Here is a 14,506-nt window from a genome sequence, read left to right as displayed (position 1 = left end):
AAAAGTGCCAAACCAGGCGGCAACGAAAAAAGGCGTGGCAGCCCGCAGCCACAGCAACGACGAAAAGGATAAGAAGGGTCGCTATCTGCGGCGCGAATCCTTCTCCGGCACCTGCGCGCGCAGTTTCTACGTGGGCGATGTGAAGAAGGAAGACATCCACGCAAAGTTCGAGGATGGTGTCCTGCACGTCGAGCTGCCTGCTCCTCAGCAGACGAAGGCTTTGCCTGAGAACCCGAATCTGATTGCAATCGAGTAAAACGCCGGTCGTGTGCGCTAAGTCACACACGCACATAAAGTGGCCCCGGAGAGCTGTAACAAGCCCTCCGGGGCCGTTTTTATTTCCTGGTATCTTTTCCGCAGAGAAAAATCATGGTATACTGAGAACGACAACTCGGAATTTCAGGATGTGCTGGAGGGCTGCACTGCCCTGCTGGAAGAACTGCGCTGATAGGAGAATTACATGACGGAACGTTATTGTGAAGGGGAACGGTTTACTGGCCTGTCGTTTGCCGGGGAAATTTTTGAGAGCTGCGATTTTGCAGACTGCGTATTTGTGGACTGCTCCTTTACAAAATGTGAGCTGGACCATACCATGCTGAACGAGTCCTCTGCCACGGTAGCCGGTCACCCTCTCCATTGACGGGAAAATTCTGAATTGAGGAAAGCGCTTTAACGCGGGATTTTTTATAAACCCCAAAGGGAGTTCTGCTCGGACGTTCGTCCGTAACGGAACTCCCTTTTTTGAAAGACACAATTTTTTAACATCCCTTTCCGTTTACACCCCGGCGAAAGAAGTGTATAATAAAATAATGTAATTGTGCGGCTGTGCATTGCGAAATGATGTGAGAAGGGAACCGATATCGATGAACCAAAACAAGCAAGCGCCCCGGCGGCGGATGACCCGGCGGGAGTGGAGGATCCGGCGCTGCCTGCGTCTGGCACGGAACTGGGCCGTGTTTCTGGCGGCCTGCGGCGCGGCTGTTGCCCTGATGACCAGCGGCATTTTATGGCTGCTGCCCAAGGCCCACGCCCTGATCGCGGGGCCGGAGGACTTTGTGGCCAGAAATTACGATGGCACCGAATACCAGCTGAACCTTGCCGATGCCCGGCTGGTGCTGGTGAACGGCAATCTGCCGCTGGACGCAGAGCCTGCCCCGGCCCTTGCGGTGGCGGATGATGCCACGGGCCAGCAGCTGGAAGCGGAAGCCGCAGAGCAGTACCACGCCATGGCGGCAGCTGCGGCGGCAGACGGTATCACGCTGGAATTGGTGACGGGCTATCAGGATGTTTCCGCACGGGAAGCGGCCTTTGATGCCCGGAAGCAGGTGTATCTGGAAAAGGGGCTTTCCGAAGAGGAGGCTGCGGCCTATGCCGCCTGCGTCTGCCCCCCGGCCAATGCCAGCGAGCAGGCCACCGGCTATGCGGCGGACATCCTCAGCCCGGACTGCACCGAAAAGACCACCCGCTTTGCCGATACCCGCGCCTACGAGTGGCTGACCGCCTACGCTGCGGAGTATGGCTTTGTCCTCCGCTGGCCGGAGGAGCGGCAGGCCGCCACCGGCATGGTATACGAGCCCTGGCACTGGCGCTATGTGGGGGTGGAAAATGCCCTCGCCATCCGCGCGTCCGGACTCTCGCTGGAGGAGTTCCTTGCGCTGGAGCGCACAAAGCTGTAACAAAAAGGAGAACGACTGTTGAGACGAACCGAGATCGCGCCCGGGGTCCATCTTTCCTGGGACCCGGCGCAGAAATTCAACCGCTGCCGGATCAGCATCCACTTTGCGTTTCCGGCACGGCGGGAGACGGCAACCGCCCACGCTCTGCTGCCTCTGTTGATGGAGCGGGGCTATGCGGATTGCCCGGATATGACCCAGATGACCAAAAAGCTTGCCCGGCTGTACGGCGCGGATCTGACCGTGGATGCCCGCCCGCTGGGTGCAAACCACAACCTCTGCGTCAGTGTGACCGGCATCAAGGACCGCTTTGCACTGGAGGGCGAGGCCCTGACCCGGGAGTATGCCGCGCTGGCGCTGGGCACGGCGTTCCATCCCTATTTTGTGGGCGGTGTGTTTGACCCGGAGGCGGTCACCATCGAAAAGCAGATGCTGAAAAAGGCGCTGGAGGATGAGATCAACGAAAAGCGCATCTACTGCCAGCGGCAGGCCAACCGGGAGTTCTTTGGGAGCAGCCCTGCCGGTATCCGGCAGGAGGGCTATCTGGACGAGGTGGACGGCCTGACCCCGGAAACGCTGACAGAGGCTTATCGTGAGATGCTCCGCACCGCCAGCATCGAGCTGCTGGTGCTGGGCTGCGGGGAAGCGGAGACCGAGCAGGTGAAGCAGGCCCTGCTGGAAGAGCTTTCCCACATCGGGCGGGCCCCGCTGCCATTGTGCGAGAACCTTGCCATGCCCCGGCAGGATGCCGTGCGCAGGGTAGAGTGCTTTGACACGGTGCAGGCCAAGCTCTGCATGCTGTTCACGCTGGGCGTGCCCATGCGCCCCGACCAGATGGCGGCGGTGCGGCTTGCCATGGCGCTGTATGGCGGCAGTGTGACCAGCCGCCTGTTCCTGAACGTGCGGGAACGGGATCATCTGTGCTATTACTGCTCGTCCAGCTTCCAGAGCTTTACCGGAAGCATGGCTGTGAACAGCGGCGTGGAGCACGCCGACGCGGCCCGGGCCGAAAAAGCGATCCTGAAGGAGCTGGATGACCTGCGCAGCGGCCCCATCACGGCTGAGGAGCTTGAGGACTGCCGCCGCTCCCTGCTGAGCGGGATGGCGGGCATTGAGGATACGCTGGGCGGCATTGAGACCTGGTATTACATGGAGGTGCTGCGGGGCGGCCCGGTGCAGACCCCGGACGATGCCCGCGCGGCCCTGCAGGCTGTGACCGAGGAGGATGTCCGCACCGTCCTGCGGCAGCTGACCCTTTCAGTCAGCTATCTTCTGACCCGAGAGGAGGAGAGCGCCCATGCCTGAACAGAACACGAACCGTGCCCTGACCGAGGCCGCCGCCGATGAGTGGAAGGTGCTGCCCTCGGGCCTGACGGTGCTGGTGCGGCCCATGCCGGGCTATTCTGGCACTCATGTCATCTATGCCACCCGCTTTGGCTCCATTGACCGGGATTTCCGGGTGGACGGCAGGGAAGTGCACCTGCCCGCCGGTGTGGCACATTTTCTGGAACACAAGATGTTTGAGGATGAGGACGGCGATGCCTTTGCAAAGTTCGCCAAGACCGGTGCCAACGCCAATGCCTTTACCAGCTTTGACCGCACCTGCTACCTGTTTACCGCCACCGAGCAGCTGGACGAAAGCCTGGATGTGCTGCTGGGCATGGTGGGCCGTCCCTACTTTACTGAGCAGACCATCGCCAAGGAACAGGGCATCATCGGGCAGGAGATCAAAATGTATGACGACAGCGCCGACTGGCGGCTCATCACCGGCCTGTGTGAGTGCCTGTATCACAGCCACCCCATCCGCAGCGACATTGCGGGCACGGTGGAAAGCATTGCAGAGATCACGCCGGAGATGCTGTACGACTGCTGCAAGGCGTTCTATGCCCCCAACAACATGGTGCTGGCCGCCGCAGGCAGCACCAGCATGGAACAGATCCTGGCGGCCTGTGCGCGCCACGGCCTGATGGAAGCGCGCCCGGTGGAGCGGGTACAGCGGCTCTGGACAGAGGAACCCATGACGCTGGCCGCTGCCGAAAAGACCATTACAATGCCGGTGTCCAAGCCCTGCTTCGGCATCGGCTTCAAGGAGCGGCCGCTGCAGCATGACGACCTGCGCAGCGAGATCCTGTATGACCTCATTCTCTGCTGCATCTCTGGCGGCATGTCGAGGCTCTACCGGAAGCTCTATGATGAGGGCTTGACCAACCCCGGCTTTGGCGGGGAGGTGCTCCGGGTGGACGGTTGCTGCTGCATCCTGTTCACCGGCGAGAGCGATGTGCCCGACACCGTGAAGCAGCTGCTGCTGGAGGAGATCCGGCGCATCCGTGCTGAGGGCGTGGATCGGGAGATCTTTACCCTGTGCAAGCATGAAAAATACGGCCAGCTGATCGAAAATCTGGAGAACGTAGAGGACTCGGCCAGCCAGATGGCAGACTTTGCCCTCAGCGGCCAGACCGTGGCCCAGCAGATCGCCACGCTGGCGGCGCTGACGGCAGAGGATGCCGACGCGGCGCTGCAGAAGATCCTGAGCGAGGAGCGGATGGCTGTGATGTACATCCAGCCCGACGGCACGGCCGGGGAAGAGCCGGACGATGAGGAGGAGATGGAAGAATGACGAATCTGGTGCAGTTTCCGGGGCTGGGGCTGAGCTTTGAGCTTGACCGCGTGGCCTTTTCCATCGGAGGCATGAACATTTACTGGTACGGTGTCTGCATTGCCGTGGGCATGTGCCTGGCGCTGGTGTTCGCGTTCCGGCACAGTGTGGAGTTCGGCGTGGATGCCGATGCCATGGTGGATGTCATCCTCATCGGTGTGGTCATGGGAATCCTGTGTGCCCGGCTCTACTATGTGGCCCTTTCGCCCTATCAGTACCACAGCCTGAAAGATGTGCTGGCCATCCGGGATGGCGGTCTTGCCATCTACGGCGGCATCATCGGAGCCTTTCTGTTCGGAGGTCTGGCCTGTAAGTGGCGGAAAGTTCCCGTGCTGCCCATGTTCGATCTGGCGGCCATGGGCTTCCTCATCGGGCAGGGCTGCGGCCGCTGGGGCAACTTCTTCAATCAGGAGGCCTTTGGCTGCAACACCACTCTGCCCTGGGGCATGTACAGCCAGGCGACCCACGATTACCTGACGAGCAGCGTGGTTACGGTGCCCAAAGGCGTGACCATCGACCCGAACCTGCCGGTGCATCCCACCTTCTTATATGAGAGCATCTGGTGCTTTGTGGGTCTGTTCTTGCTGGTGCGCTACCTCAAAAAGCGCAGGTTTGCAGGGGATATCGCCCTGCGGTACCTCGTCTGGTACGGCGCGGGCCGCTTCTGGATCGAAGCCCTCCGCACCGACAGCCTGCTGCTGGTGCCCAGCATCGGCCTGCGGGTGTCCCAGCTGGTGGCAGGTATTGCCGTTGTGGGCGGCGTGATCGCCGAGATTCTCCTGACAAGGAAGTTCAGGGACAAGCCCCTGATGGTAGAGCTGCCCCTGAACAGCGAGAACCGGGCACGGATGAAAAAGCTGGACGGCCCCATCACTTTTGCGGGGACGGACGCTGCTCTGCCGGCCTCTGCATCCCGCGCGGAGTTCGTTGAGAAAACGGCAGCGTGGAATGAAACCGTAAAGAAAGCGCTGGACCGGCGCGAACACCCGGAAAAGAACGAAAAAAATCCGGAGTAAAGTGCAAAAAGCCCTTGCAAAGCGGACTTTTTTCTGCTATAATATTCTAGCCGCATGGTGTGGGCACCGGAAACGGCCCCGTGAGGGCCTGCCTTTACGACCAGCGAGTACAACGAAAAGGAATGAAACAAATGTACGCAATCATTGTTACCGGCGGTAAGCAGTACCGCGTGGAGCAGGGCGACATCGTCTACATCGAAAAGCTGGACGTTGAGGCCGACTCCGAAGTGAAGTTTGATCAGGTTCTCGCTATTGGCGAGGAGGGTTCTGTCAAGGTTGGCGCTCCCGTTGTTGAGGGCGCTTCCGTTTCTGCCAAGGTCATCAAGAATGGCAAGGGCAAGAAGCTGAACATCATCACCTATCGCGCAAAGAAGCACAGTGCTCGCCGCATGGGCCATCGTCAGCCCTACACCAAGGTTGAGATCACTGCGATCAACGGCTAAGGAGGTAAATTACAATGGCACATAAAAAGGGCGTAGGCAGCACCAAGAACGGCCGCGATTCCGCAGCACAGCGTCTGGGCACCAAGCGTGCAGACGGTCAGTTCGTTCTGGCCGGCAACATCCTGGTTCGTCAGCGTGGCACCCACATCATGCCGGGTGAGAACGTTGGCAAGGGCAGCGATGATACCCTGTTTGCTCTGGTTGACGGTACTGTCCGTTTTGAGCGCGTGGGCAAGAGCGGCAAGAAGTGCAGCGTGAAGCAGTAACTTCTGCCTGAAAAACTGCAACCCGAAGAGCCGGACCCTCGTGGCCCGGCTCTTTTTAGGTAACGAAAAAGCCTTTTCTGTTTGGAAATCAAACCTCTCAGTCCGCACTTTGGCGCGGCCAGCTCCCCTAGTAGGGGAGCTGAATATAGGGAAAAGGCTTTTTAAGAATAGGAGGGGCTGTATGGCAGCACAAACCAATTTTATCGATATCGCCACCATCTGGCTCCATGCGGGCAAGGGCGGCGATGGCGCAGTGAGCTTCCATCGTGAGAAGTTCGTGGCCGCTGGCGGCCCAGACGGCGGTGATGGCGGCCGCGGCGGTGACATCATCTTTGTGGCGGACGATCATCTTTCCACCCTGATGGACTTCCGCTACAAGCGCAAGTACACTGCCCCCGAGGGCGGCAAGGGCGGCGCAAGCCTCTGCCACGGCAAGAATGCCGAAAACCTCATCATCAAGGTGCCGCTGGGCACCGTGATCAAGGACGCGGAGAGCGGGCTGGTCATCGCGGACCTGTCCGACCACACCCCCGTCACCATCGCAAAGGGCGGCCGCGGCGGCTACGGCAACGCACATTTTGCAACGCCTACCCGCCAGATCCCCAAGTTTGCCAAGCCCGGTATGCCCGGCGAGGACATCCAGGTGACGCTGGAGCTGAAGCTGATTGCTGATGTGGGTCTGATCGGCTTCCCCAATGTGGGCAAGTCCACCCTCATCTCTACCATCAGCGCGGCCAAGCCCAAGATCGCGAACTATCACTTCACCACGCTGGTGCCCACCCTGGGTGTCGTGTCGGTGGGTGAGGGTGCCAGCTTTGTCTGTGCCGACATCCCCGGCCTGATCGAGGGTGCCAGCGAGGGCATTGGTCTGGGCCACGACTTCCTGCGCCATGTGGAGCGCTGCCGCCTGCTGCTGCATGTGGTGGATGTCTCCGGCAGCGAGTGCCGTGAGCCGGTGGAGGACTTTGAAAAGATCAACGAGGAGCTGGCAAAGTTCAGCCCCGAGCTGGCACAGCGCCCCCAGATCGTGGTGGGCAACAAGTGCGACCTGGCCACCGAGGAGCAGATCGAGAGCTTCCGCAGCTATGTGGAGGGCAAGGGCCTGACCTTTGTGCCCATCTCTGCCGCCACCATGCAGGGCGTGTGGGAGCTGCCGGGCCTGGTCTACAACCGCCTGAAGGATATCCCGCCGGTGCCCGTGTTCACCCCCGAGTACAAGAAGCCCGAGCCCAAGGCCAACGACCGTGCTTATACCATCCAGCGGATGGAGGCCCATGTGTGGAGCATCGACGCGCCCTGGCTGGAGTATATCCTGGCCGGCAGCAATGTGGATGACTACGAGAGCCTGCAGTATTTCCAGCGTCAGCTGGATGAGAGCGGCATCCTGACCGAACTGGTGGAAAAGGGCGTGCAGGAGAACGACACCATCCTCATTGGTGAGTATCAGTTCGATTATATCTTCTAAGAGGTTAACTGGCTCGCCCTCTCAGGCCGCTTCGCGTCCAGCTCCCCCAAAGGGGGAGCCCTTGGCAAAAACAAGCTGTTTTGCGTGGATTGCCAAAGCCTCGCCCTTCGGGAGAGGTGGCAGTGCGAAGCACTGACGGAGAGGGTGAGGGCGCTGACAAAAGGGATTTTCTTATGAACGAATCGGAAACCATCGACCCCCGTGAGCTGAATCCGCTGGCGCTGGCCTTTGTGGGAGACAGCGTGCTGGAACTGCTGGTGCGCACCCGTCTGGCACGGCACCACCGGATGTCGGCAGGTAAGCTCAATGTGGAAAAGGTCAAGTATGTCTCGGCCCGGGCACAGTTCCGGGAGGAGCAGCTGCTGGAGCCGCTCTTCACAGAGGAGGAGCTGGCTGTGTTCAAGCGGGGCCGCAACGCCAGCAAGGCCAGTGTGGCCAAGCACGCTTCCCCCGAGGAATACCGCGCTTCCACCGGCTTTGAGTGTCTGTTGGGCTGGCTCTACCTCACCGGGCAGATGGCCCGTGTGGAAGAGCTGTTCGATGCCCTGTGGCAGCAGTTTGACCCGAACCAGAAATAAAACGCGAAAGCCCGCTGCTTTCCGCACTGGAAAACAGTGCAGGGAAGGCAGCGGGCTTTCTTATGCGGTGTTACTTCTTGTTCTTGGCACCCTCGTCGTCAGCACCCTTGGTATACTGGTTGGGGTGCTTGTGCTCGTTGGTGGTCTGATTGGTGGTGCGGTTCTGGCTCTGGTTCTTGCAGTTGTTCGTGCGGTTTTCGGTGCGATTCTCGCTGTGGTCCTTCATGGTTCGTTACTCCTTTCGTGAGGGGGCTTTCCCTCACAGCCTTAGTTTTGCCGCGAACGGCGGCTTTATTCATGGGAGGATAAGCTTTCATGCCTACGGAATATTTTGAGCGCCGGGAGCGCGCTCTGCTGGGCGACCGGTTCGATGCTCTCTATGCCGCCCCGCAGGAGACTGCTGCCCGGGGCGTAACGGTCTCGGCCCTGCGTGCTGCGCCGGAGCAGTTTGCCGCGCAGGCAGATTTTCCGGTGGAGCCCTCGCCCTTCTGCAAGGCAGGCTTTGTGGTGCAGGACCCCGCCTTCAAGCCCGGGCGGCACCCCTACCACCATGCGGGCGTGTTCTACTCGCAGGAGCCTTCCGCTTCCAGTGCCGCGCCCCTGCTGGGGGTCCGGCCCGGGATGCGGGTGCTGGATACCTGCGCGGCCCCCGGCGGCAAGAGCAGCCAGCTGGCGGCAGCGCTGGGCGGGCAGGGACTGCTGGTGAGCAACGAGTTCGTTGCCGCCCGCGCCGAGGTGCTCCGGAGCAATCTGGAGCGGATGGGCGTGCCCAACGCCGTGGTGCTGAACGAGGACACTGGCCGCATTGCCGCCGCTCTGCCGGAGTTTTTTGACCGTGTTCTCGTGGATGCACCCTGCTCCGGCGAGGGGATGTTCCGCAAGGAAGCCGTGGCTGTGACCCAGCATTGTGAAGCGCTGGTAAAGCAGTGCGCCGCACTGGGGGCACAGATCCTGGACAACGCGGCGGCCTGCCTGGCCCCCGGCGGCGAGATGATCTACTCCACCTGCACCTTTGCCCCGGAAGAGGACGAGGGACAGGTGGCGGCATTTTTGCAGCGCCACCCGGAGTTCACGCTGGCCGATGTGTTCGGCAATGTGGATTACAGCTTTGGCAGCCCGGGTGAGGCAAACCGCACCGGCGGCCTGCCGCTGGATGTGAACAAAGTGCGCCGGATCTGGCCCTGTCAGGGCGGCGAGGGGCATTTTATTGCCCGTCTGGTCAAGGCTGGCACGCCGCGGGCGCTGCCTGCCCCCGGAACCTATACGGCAGAGGAAGAACTCTGGCTGGCTGCTGCCGCAGAGCAGAGCAAAAAGCAGAAGGGAAGCAGGGGCGGCAAGCCTGCCAAGGCCCCGGATGCCCGCAGCGCCCGCCGGGAGAGCAGCCGTGCCCTGCGGGAGGCTGTGCAGGGCCGCAGCGCCCGCAGCCGGGATGCCGGGGCAGGGGAGGCCACCCCGGCCCAGAGCCTTGCTGCATGGCAGGAGTTTGCCCGGCAGTATTTCCCGGCGCTGGCGGACCGCCCTGCCGTGGTGCATGGCGGCAGCGTTTTGCTGCCCGTACCCTTTCCACAGACGGGACTGCATGTCTTGCGGGCGGGGGTGTTCGTGGGCAGCGTGCAGAAGGGACGCTTCGTGCCGGAGCACCACCTGTTCACGGCATTCGGCGCGCTCTGCACCAACCGCGAAGCACTGACCCTTGCCGACCCGCGGGTAACGGAGTACCTTTCCGGCCGTGAGATCGCCGCGGACACTGCCGCTGATGGCTGGTGCTGCGTGACCGTGGATGGCTGCCCCATGGGCGGCGGCAAGGTGTCGGGCGGACGGGTCAAAAACCATTACCCCAAGGCCCTGCGGCTGCTGTAAACCGGCCTGAAAAGCCGGTTTTCCAACACGAACAAGCGAAAAACACGCCCGGAGCCCTTGAATGGGATTCGTGATTGTGCTACAATAATAGAGTTAGATTTTGTGTGCTGCCACAAGCGGGCGACCACAGCCCGTCTGCCCGCAGGCGGAGATTTCGATAAAACTTTAGGAGGTTCCCATGTCTGGACATAGCAAATGGAACAACATTAAGCGCAAGAAGGAAAAGACCGATGGCGCAAGAGCAAAGGTCTTTACCAAGATCGGCCGTGAGATCAGCGTTGCCGTCCGTGACGGCGGCCCCAACCCGGCTTCCAACAGCAAGCTGGCAGACCTGATCGCCAAGGCAAAGCGCATGAGCGTGCCCAACGATAACATCCAGCGCATCATCAAGAAGGCTGAGGGCGGCGACAAGACCGAGTTCGAGGCCATCACCTACGAGGGCTACGGCCCCGGCGGCGTTGCTGTCATGGTCGAGACCCTGACCGACAACCGCAACCGTACCGCTGCCGACCTGCGCCACTACTTCGATAAGAACGGCGGCAACCTGGGCGCTATGGGCTGTGTGGCCTTCCTGTTCAGCCAGAAGGGTGTCATTGACATCTCTCTGGAGGATAAGGATGCCGACGAGGCCATGATGGATGCTCTGGATGCCGGTGCCGAGGACTTTGATGCAGGCGAAGAGGCTGCTGAGATCACCACCGATCCCGAGAACTACTCCGCTGTGGTTAAGGCCATGGAAGAGAAGGGCTACGAGATCCTGAGCGACGACCTGGCTATGGTCCCCATGACCACCACCCGCCTGACCGACCCCGATCAGCTCAAGGCAATGGGCAAGCTGCTGGATGCCCTGGAGGACAACGACGATGTCCAGAATGTCTGGCACAGCCTGGAGAACGAAGAGGATCTGCCGGAATAATGCACCGCAGGTCTGAATAAGGACGTAATGAAGCCGCTTTTTGTGTTGTGATGCACAAAGAGCGGCTTTTTACATGGCGGAAGAAGCATCAGCAGGCAACCACGATCATCTCCTCCGCCCTTAAGTGTTTAAAACCAGCCTCGGCGATGATATTTATCGATAATTGAAACTTTCTGGATTTCATGGTATACTTCTTTTAGGAAAGAGGGTGTTTGGATGCTTTATCCTTTTATGACCTTGAATGATGGGACGGAAATCGTTTATTCCTCGCCAATTCAGAATGGTAATCAGGAGCAGGTAAAGGTACAGATTGAAACACCTGTAGAAAATGGCTTTAAGTCGGCGACCTGTATTCTGCCGGGGTATTTGTGGACCAATAATGGCTATTCTGAAATGGAGATGGCGAGCCTGAAAGAGTTGGTCAAATCAACGGCACATCTTCTGATCCGCTTCTCGCATGAGGGGGGGATCGAAAGTGCCTAGTCTGTTCCGGCTGTTTGGTTATGTGATTTTCTTCTGGAGCAATGAAGGTGCACCGCTGGAACCGGTTCATGTCCATGTTGCAAAGGGTGTTCCGAATGCCAGTGCAACAAAGATCTGGATTACGGAAGCGGGAGGCTGTATCGTGGCCAACAATAACTCGAAGATTCCTGCCAGAACGTTGAGCGCAATTGTAGATGTTCTGGAAAGCCGTTCAAGCTACATTGTGGCACAGTGGAATGATGTGTTTGGTGAATCGAAGTTCTACTGCTGATATTGGTGCGAATTGAGCGCTGCCCCCTGTGAAAAAACTCAGAGGGCGGCGCTTTTTTGCTTTGCGGATTGCGCGGCGGGGGCAAATATGGTACAATAATTTGAAACAGACCACGAAGAAACGAGGTGGCGCACATGGAAGCAAAACGCATCTGCCCGTACTGCATGGGCGAGCTGGAGAGCCGGGTGTCGGTTTGCCCGCACTGCGGCGGGGTACTGGCCGGGCGCAACCCGGCGGGCAGCCTGCCAGTGGGCACGCTGCTGGCCGGGCGGTATACCGTGGGCGAGATGCAGAGCATCGACGGCGAGGGCATCCTGTACCGGGGCGTGGAGAACGTCGGGCGGTTCCGGGTGACCATCAAGGAGTATATGCCCCTGACGCTGTCAGCGGAGCGGGGCACGGATGCGCTGCTCCGGCCCAAGCTGGGCAGCGAGGTGCTGTTCAAGACCACCCGGATGGACTTTGCCGATCTCTACCGCTCCATCCAGCGCATCACCCCCGCAAACGGTCTGGAGGCTGTGCTGGACGTGTTCGAGGAGAACAACACCGTCTACGCCGTGATGGAAAACCCCGGCGGCATCCCGCTGCAGCAGTGGCTGGATGAGCGTCCCAGCCCGGTTTCGGCCGAGACGGCCCGCAATATGCTGCAGCCTGTGTTTGACGGCGTGGCGGCCATGCATCAGGTAGGGTTGGTGCACCGGGGCATCTGCCCGGAAAATATCCGGGTGCTGGAAAACGGCCGGGCACGCCTGACGGGCTACGCCACCGTGGGGCTGCGCACGGCAGGCAGCGGCCTGCACGAGCAGCTGTACGAGGGCTACTCGGCACCGGAGCAGTATTCCACCACCGAATTCGAGGGCCGTTACACCGACGAATACAGCCTTGCCGCCGTGGTCTACCGGATGGTCTGCGGGCAGAGCCCTGTTCCTGCGGCACAGCGTCTGGTGTCGGACTCCAACCCCCGCGCCCGCACGCTGGAACGGGCGGTGCCGGAGTATGTTTCGGATGTGCTCTGGATGGGCTTGCAGCTCAGGCCTGCCGAGCGCATCCAGACCGTGCCCCAGCTGTTCCGGGCACTGAGCAGCCAGGAGTATACCATGGAGCTCACCCAGACTCTGCAGCAGGCCGCGCCGCGCCCTCAGTCCACCGAGGAAGAGGAGCGGAAAAAGCATATCCTCAGCCTGCGCAACCTGCTGGCGGCCATCCTGATCCTGCTGGCCATCCTGACATTGCTCATCGTGTGGGGACTGGTAAATCAGGGGCTGCACACCGCAAAGCCTGCGGAATCCACCCCGGCCTCCGAACCGGCCAGCTCACTGGTGACAGAGCCGGTGAATCTGGCCCCTGACTTTGTGGGGATGGACTACGATTCGCAGGTGCGCAACAACAACAGCTATGCCGGGGATTACCTGTTCTATGTGACCATGGAATACAGTGATACCGTGGAAAAGGGCAAGATCATCCGTCAGACCCCCGAAGCCGGAGAGGTCATCGAAAAGGGCAGCACCATCGATCTGGTGGTCAGCCGCGGCCCGCAGATGGTGGAGATGCCCAACGTGGCAGGCTTTACCCGGGATGGCGCGGAGCAGCAGCTGGCGCAGGTGGGGCTGAATGCGAGCTTTTATCCCATCTATAACGATGGCTCCTATGTCTCGGGCTGTGTGGCCTATTGCAGCGAGGAGCCCGGTGCCATGGTGGAGGTCGGCTCGACCATCATCGTCTATATGGCGGCAGAGGTCGAGGCCGAGGTGCCCGCCACCCCGCCCGAGACCACGACCCCTTCTGCCGGTGCCACACCGTCTGCCGCGCAGACGGAGCCGCCGACCGGTGGGGCCGGTACCGAATACGATACGGATTGAACGCAAAGCGGCCTGCCGGAGAGGGCAGGCCGCTTTTTTGATGAGAACGCTTGAAGAAAATGAATGATTCTGATAGAATTATATTAGAATCATTTATGGGGGTGTGCACTATGATCATCAAGTCGTCTACAGCGCTTCGCAATGACTACGGTTCCATTTCAAATCTGGCGCACGGAGCGGGTGAGCCGATCTACATTACAAAGAATGGAGAGGGCGACCTTGTTGTAATGAGCATTGAAGCATTTGAACAGCGGGAAGAGGCGTTGAAACTCCGGGCAAAGCTGGAAGCAGCGGAACAGGGAAGGCTTGCTGGTGCTCCGGCTTACACACTGGAGGATTCCAGAAAACGGCTGGAGGAGATCTATCGTCGTGGCTAAGATCGAAATTCTGGAGTCGGCACAGCGGGAACTGGAAGCAATCGCAGAGCTTCACATGAATCTGGTAGGGCCGAATTCTGCCCGAAAAATCACGGATCGAATCTTGGATTCTCTTTCGCGGTTGGAACGTTTCCCGCTGTCGGGTTCGCTTCCAAGAGATGCCGAACTGCTGAAAAGCGGCTATCGCTATGTGATCGCCGGGCAGTATCTCTGCGTCTATCGGCTGATTGTGGATACTGTGTTCGTCTACCATATCGTGCATGGTGCAAGTAATTACCCGGTTTTGTTCAAACGGCTGCTGCAAGAAGAATTGAAGAGAGAAGATTGACGCAAAGCGGCCTGCCGGAGAGGGCAGGCCGCTGTTGCTGTTTCTGTGTGGGTTTGTCATTTGCAAGTGGCTTGACAGAATCACCGCCTTCCTCGGGACGAAATGCAGGCTGAAAGGCCATTTTACCGGATATTCGACAATTTGCCTTAAAACATTGCCAAATGCTCCAAAATTTGTTATAATGATGCCGATGATTTGCCCACCGTGGACAAAAAAGCAACGGATGTGTCCGGCTTTCCTGCCGGGGCAGATCTGCGGAACATATTTTTATAAGGGGGCTTTTGCAGATGAAAAAACGATTGATTAGTATGGCAC

The 14,506-nt window shown here is 59.7% G+C and carries 18 protein-coding genes; 17 read left to right on the top strand and 1 reads right to left on the bottom strand.

Annotated features, from left to right (window positions below; genetic code table 11):
- Positions 1-4: 4 nt before the first annotated feature.
- The 10 genes from J3351_RS07020 to J3351_RS06975 all read left to right on the top strand — a co-directional run bounded on the left by J3351_RS07020 (position 5) and on the right by J3351_RS06975 (position 8,097).
- On the top strand, positions 5-256 hold the full coding sequence (locus J3351_RS07020; RefSeq protein ID WP_374222236.1) for an Hsp20 family protein: 252 nt from the start codon (positions 5-7) through the stop codon (positions 254-256).
- 204 nt (positions 257-460) lie between these two features.
- On the top strand, positions 461-640 hold the full coding sequence (locus tag J3351_RS07015) for a pentapeptide repeat-containing protein (RefSeq protein ID WP_223453957.1): 180 nt from the start codon (positions 461-463) through the stop codon (positions 638-640).
- 223 nt (positions 641-863) lie between these two features.
- A complete protein-coding gene (locus J3351_RS07010; protein WP_207697406.1) occupies positions 864-1,676 on the top strand; it encodes a D-alanyl-D-alanine carboxypeptidase family protein in 813 nt (270 codons plus the stop codon).
- 18 nt (positions 1,677-1,694) lie between these two features.
- Positions 1,695-2,978, top strand: coding sequence for a pitrilysin family protein (locus tag J3351_RS07005; protein ID WP_117503836.1), 1,284 nt, complete (start codon positions 1,695-1,697; stop codon positions 2,976-2,978).
- Positions 2,971-4,290, top strand: a complete 1,320-nt coding sequence (gene yfmH, locus J3351_RS07000) for an EF-P 5-aminopentanol modification-associated protein YfmH (protein ID WP_207697405.1) — start codon at positions 2,971-2,973, stop codon at positions 4,288-4,290. Before J3351_RS07005 ends, yfmH begins: the two co-directional genes overlap by 8 nt.
- On the top strand, positions 4,287-5,345 hold the full coding sequence (gene lgt / locus J3351_RS06995; RefSeq protein ID WP_207697404.1) for a prolipoprotein diacylglyceryl transferase: 1,059 nt from the start codon (positions 4,287-4,289) through the stop codon (positions 5,343-5,345). The genes yfmH and lgt overlap by 4 nt, the downstream gene beginning before the upstream one ends.
- A gap of 131 nt (positions 5,346-5,476) precedes the next feature.
- A complete protein-coding gene (rplU, locus tag J3351_RS06990; protein WP_035394408.1) occupies positions 5,477-5,788 on the top strand; it encodes a 50S ribosomal protein L21 in 312 nt (103 codons plus the stop codon).
- A 14-nt stretch (positions 5,789-5,802) separates the two neighbouring features.
- A complete protein-coding gene (gene rpmA, locus J3351_RS06985; RefSeq protein ID WP_005923362.1) occupies positions 5,803-6,054 on the top strand; it encodes a 50S ribosomal protein L27 in 252 nt (83 codons plus the stop codon).
- A gap of 181 nt (positions 6,055-6,235) precedes the next feature.
- The gene (gene obgE / locus J3351_RS06980) at positions 6,236-7,519 is read left to right on the top strand and encodes a GTPase ObgE (RefSeq protein ID WP_207697403.1); all 1,284 of its coding nucleotides are present in this window, start codon (positions 6,236-6,238) and stop codon (positions 7,517-7,519) included.
- 173 nt (positions 7,520-7,692) lie between these two features.
- Positions 7,693-8,097, top strand: a complete 405-nt coding sequence (locus J3351_RS06975; RefSeq protein ID WP_035394406.1) for a Mini-ribonuclease 3 — start codon at positions 7,693-7,695, stop codon at positions 8,095-8,097.
- A 70-nt stretch (positions 8,098-8,167) separates the two neighbouring features.
- Here J3351_RS06975 and J3351_RS06970 read toward each other — a convergent pair whose 3' ends face one another.
- On the bottom strand, positions 8,168-8,323 hold the full coding sequence (locus J3351_RS06970; protein WP_005933941.1) for a hypothetical protein: 156 nt from the start codon (positions 8,321-8,323) through the stop codon (positions 8,168-8,170).
- Between the two features lie 89 nt (positions 8,324-8,412).
- On the opposite strand from J3351_RS06970, the gene J3351_RS06965 reads away from it, so the two are divergent.
- The 7 genes from J3351_RS06965 (at position 8,413) to J3351_RS06935 (ending at position 14,191) form a co-directional block, all read left to right on the top strand.
- The gene (locus J3351_RS06965; RefSeq protein ID WP_207697402.1) at positions 8,413-9,957 is read left to right on the top strand and encodes an RsmB/NOP family class I SAM-dependent RNA methyltransferase; all 1,545 of its coding nucleotides are present in this window, start codon (positions 8,413-8,415) and stop codon (positions 9,955-9,957) included.
- 178 nt (positions 9,958-10,135) lie between these two features.
- Positions 10,136-10,873 carry a YebC/PmpR family DNA-binding transcriptional regulator gene (locus tag J3351_RS06960; RefSeq protein WP_005933929.1) on the top strand — a complete coding sequence of 246 codons (738 nt, stop codon included), beginning with the start codon at positions 10,136-10,138 and terminating at the stop codon, positions 10,871-10,873.
- Positions 10,874-11,089: 216 nt separating this feature from the next.
- On the top strand, positions 11,090-11,356 hold the full coding sequence (locus J3351_RS06955; RefSeq protein WP_154276333.1) for a hypothetical protein: 267 nt from the start codon (positions 11,090-11,092) through the stop codon (positions 11,354-11,356).
- A complete protein-coding gene (locus tag J3351_RS06950; RefSeq protein ID WP_117503854.1) occupies positions 11,349-11,627 on the top strand; it encodes a DUF4160 domain-containing protein in 279 nt (92 codons plus the stop codon). Before J3351_RS06955 ends, J3351_RS06950 begins: the two co-directional genes overlap by 8 nt.
- A gap of 134 nt (positions 11,628-11,761) precedes the next feature.
- A complete protein-coding gene (locus tag J3351_RS06945) occupies positions 11,762-13,486 on the top strand; it encodes a PASTA domain-containing protein (protein ID WP_242699339.1) in 1,725 nt (574 codons plus the stop codon).
- A 110-nt stretch (positions 13,487-13,596) separates the two neighbouring features.
- Positions 13,597-13,863 (top strand): type II toxin-antitoxin system Phd/YefM family antitoxin, encoded by a 267-nt coding sequence (locus J3351_RS06940; RefSeq protein WP_005933918.1) that lies wholly within the window; start codon positions 13,597-13,599, stop codon positions 13,861-13,863.
- Positions 13,856-14,191 (top strand): type II toxin-antitoxin system RelE/ParE family toxin, encoded by a 336-nt coding sequence (locus tag J3351_RS06935; protein WP_005933915.1) that lies wholly within the window; start codon positions 13,856-13,858, stop codon positions 14,189-14,191. Before J3351_RS06940 ends, J3351_RS06935 begins: the two co-directional genes overlap by 8 nt.
- Positions 14,192-14,506: the final 315 nt, after the last annotated feature.

It is taken from the genome of Faecalibacterium sp. Marseille-Q0746 (assembly GCF_017377595.1).
Taxonomy (GTDB): Bacteria; Bacillota; Clostridia; order Oscillospirales; family Ruminococcaceae; genus Faecalibacterium; species Faecalibacterium duncaniae.
This window is presented reverse-complemented; position numbering and strand designations above follow the sequence as displayed.

What these genes read in the sequence shown, in the direction of transcription:
- J3351_RS07015 (WP_223453957.1), top strand. Translation starts at nt 461, where the DNA reads ATGACGGAACGTTATTGTGAAGGGGAACGGTTTACTGGCCTGTCGTTT.
- J3351_RS07010 (WP_207697406.1), top strand. Translation starts at nt 864, where the DNA reads ATGAACCAAAACAAGCAAGCGCCCCGGCGGCGGATGACCCGGCGGGAG.
- yfmH (WP_207697405.1), top strand. Translation starts at nt 2,971, where the DNA reads ATGCCTGAACAGAACACGAACCGTGCCCTGACCGAGGCCGCCGCCGAT.
- lgt (WP_207697404.1), top strand. Translation starts at nt 4,287, where the DNA reads ATGACGAATCTGGTGCAGTTTCCGGGGCTGGGGCTGAGCTTTGAGCTT.
- rplU (WP_035394408.1), top strand. Translation starts at nt 5,477, where the DNA reads ATGTACGCAATCATTGTTACCGGCGGTAAGCAGTACCGCGTGGAGCAG.
- rpmA (WP_005923362.1), top strand. Translation starts at nt 5,803, where the DNA reads ATGGCACATAAAAAGGGCGTAGGCAGCACCAAGAACGGCCGCGATTCC.
- obgE (WP_207697403.1), top strand. Translation starts at nt 6,236, where the DNA reads ATGGCAGCACAAACCAATTTTATCGATATCGCCACCATCTGGCTCCAT.
- J3351_RS06975 (WP_035394406.1), top strand. Translation starts at nt 7,693, where the DNA reads ATGAACGAATCGGAAACCATCGACCCCCGTGAGCTGAATCCGCTGGCG.
- J3351_RS06970 (WP_005933941.1), bottom strand. Translation starts at nt 8,323, where the DNA reads ATGAAGGACCACAGCGAGAATCGCACCGAAAACCGCACGAACAACTGC.
- J3351_RS06965 (WP_207697402.1), top strand. Translation starts at nt 8,413, where the DNA reads ATGCCTACGGAATATTTTGAGCGCCGGGAGCGCGCTCTGCTGGGCGAC.
- J3351_RS06960 (WP_005933929.1), top strand. Translation starts at nt 10,136, where the DNA reads ATGTCTGGACATAGCAAATGGAACAACATTAAGCGCAAGAAGGAAAAG.
- J3351_RS06955 (WP_154276333.1), top strand. Translation starts at nt 11,090, where the DNA reads ATGCTTTATCCTTTTATGACCTTGAATGATGGGACGGAAATCGTTTAT.
- J3351_RS06945 (WP_242699339.1), top strand. Translation starts at nt 11,762, where the DNA reads ATGGAAGCAAAACGCATCTGCCCGTACTGCATGGGCGAGCTGGAGAGC.
- J3351_RS06940 (WP_005933918.1), top strand. Translation starts at nt 13,597, where the DNA reads ATGATCATCAAGTCGTCTACAGCGCTTCGCAATGACTACGGTTCCATT.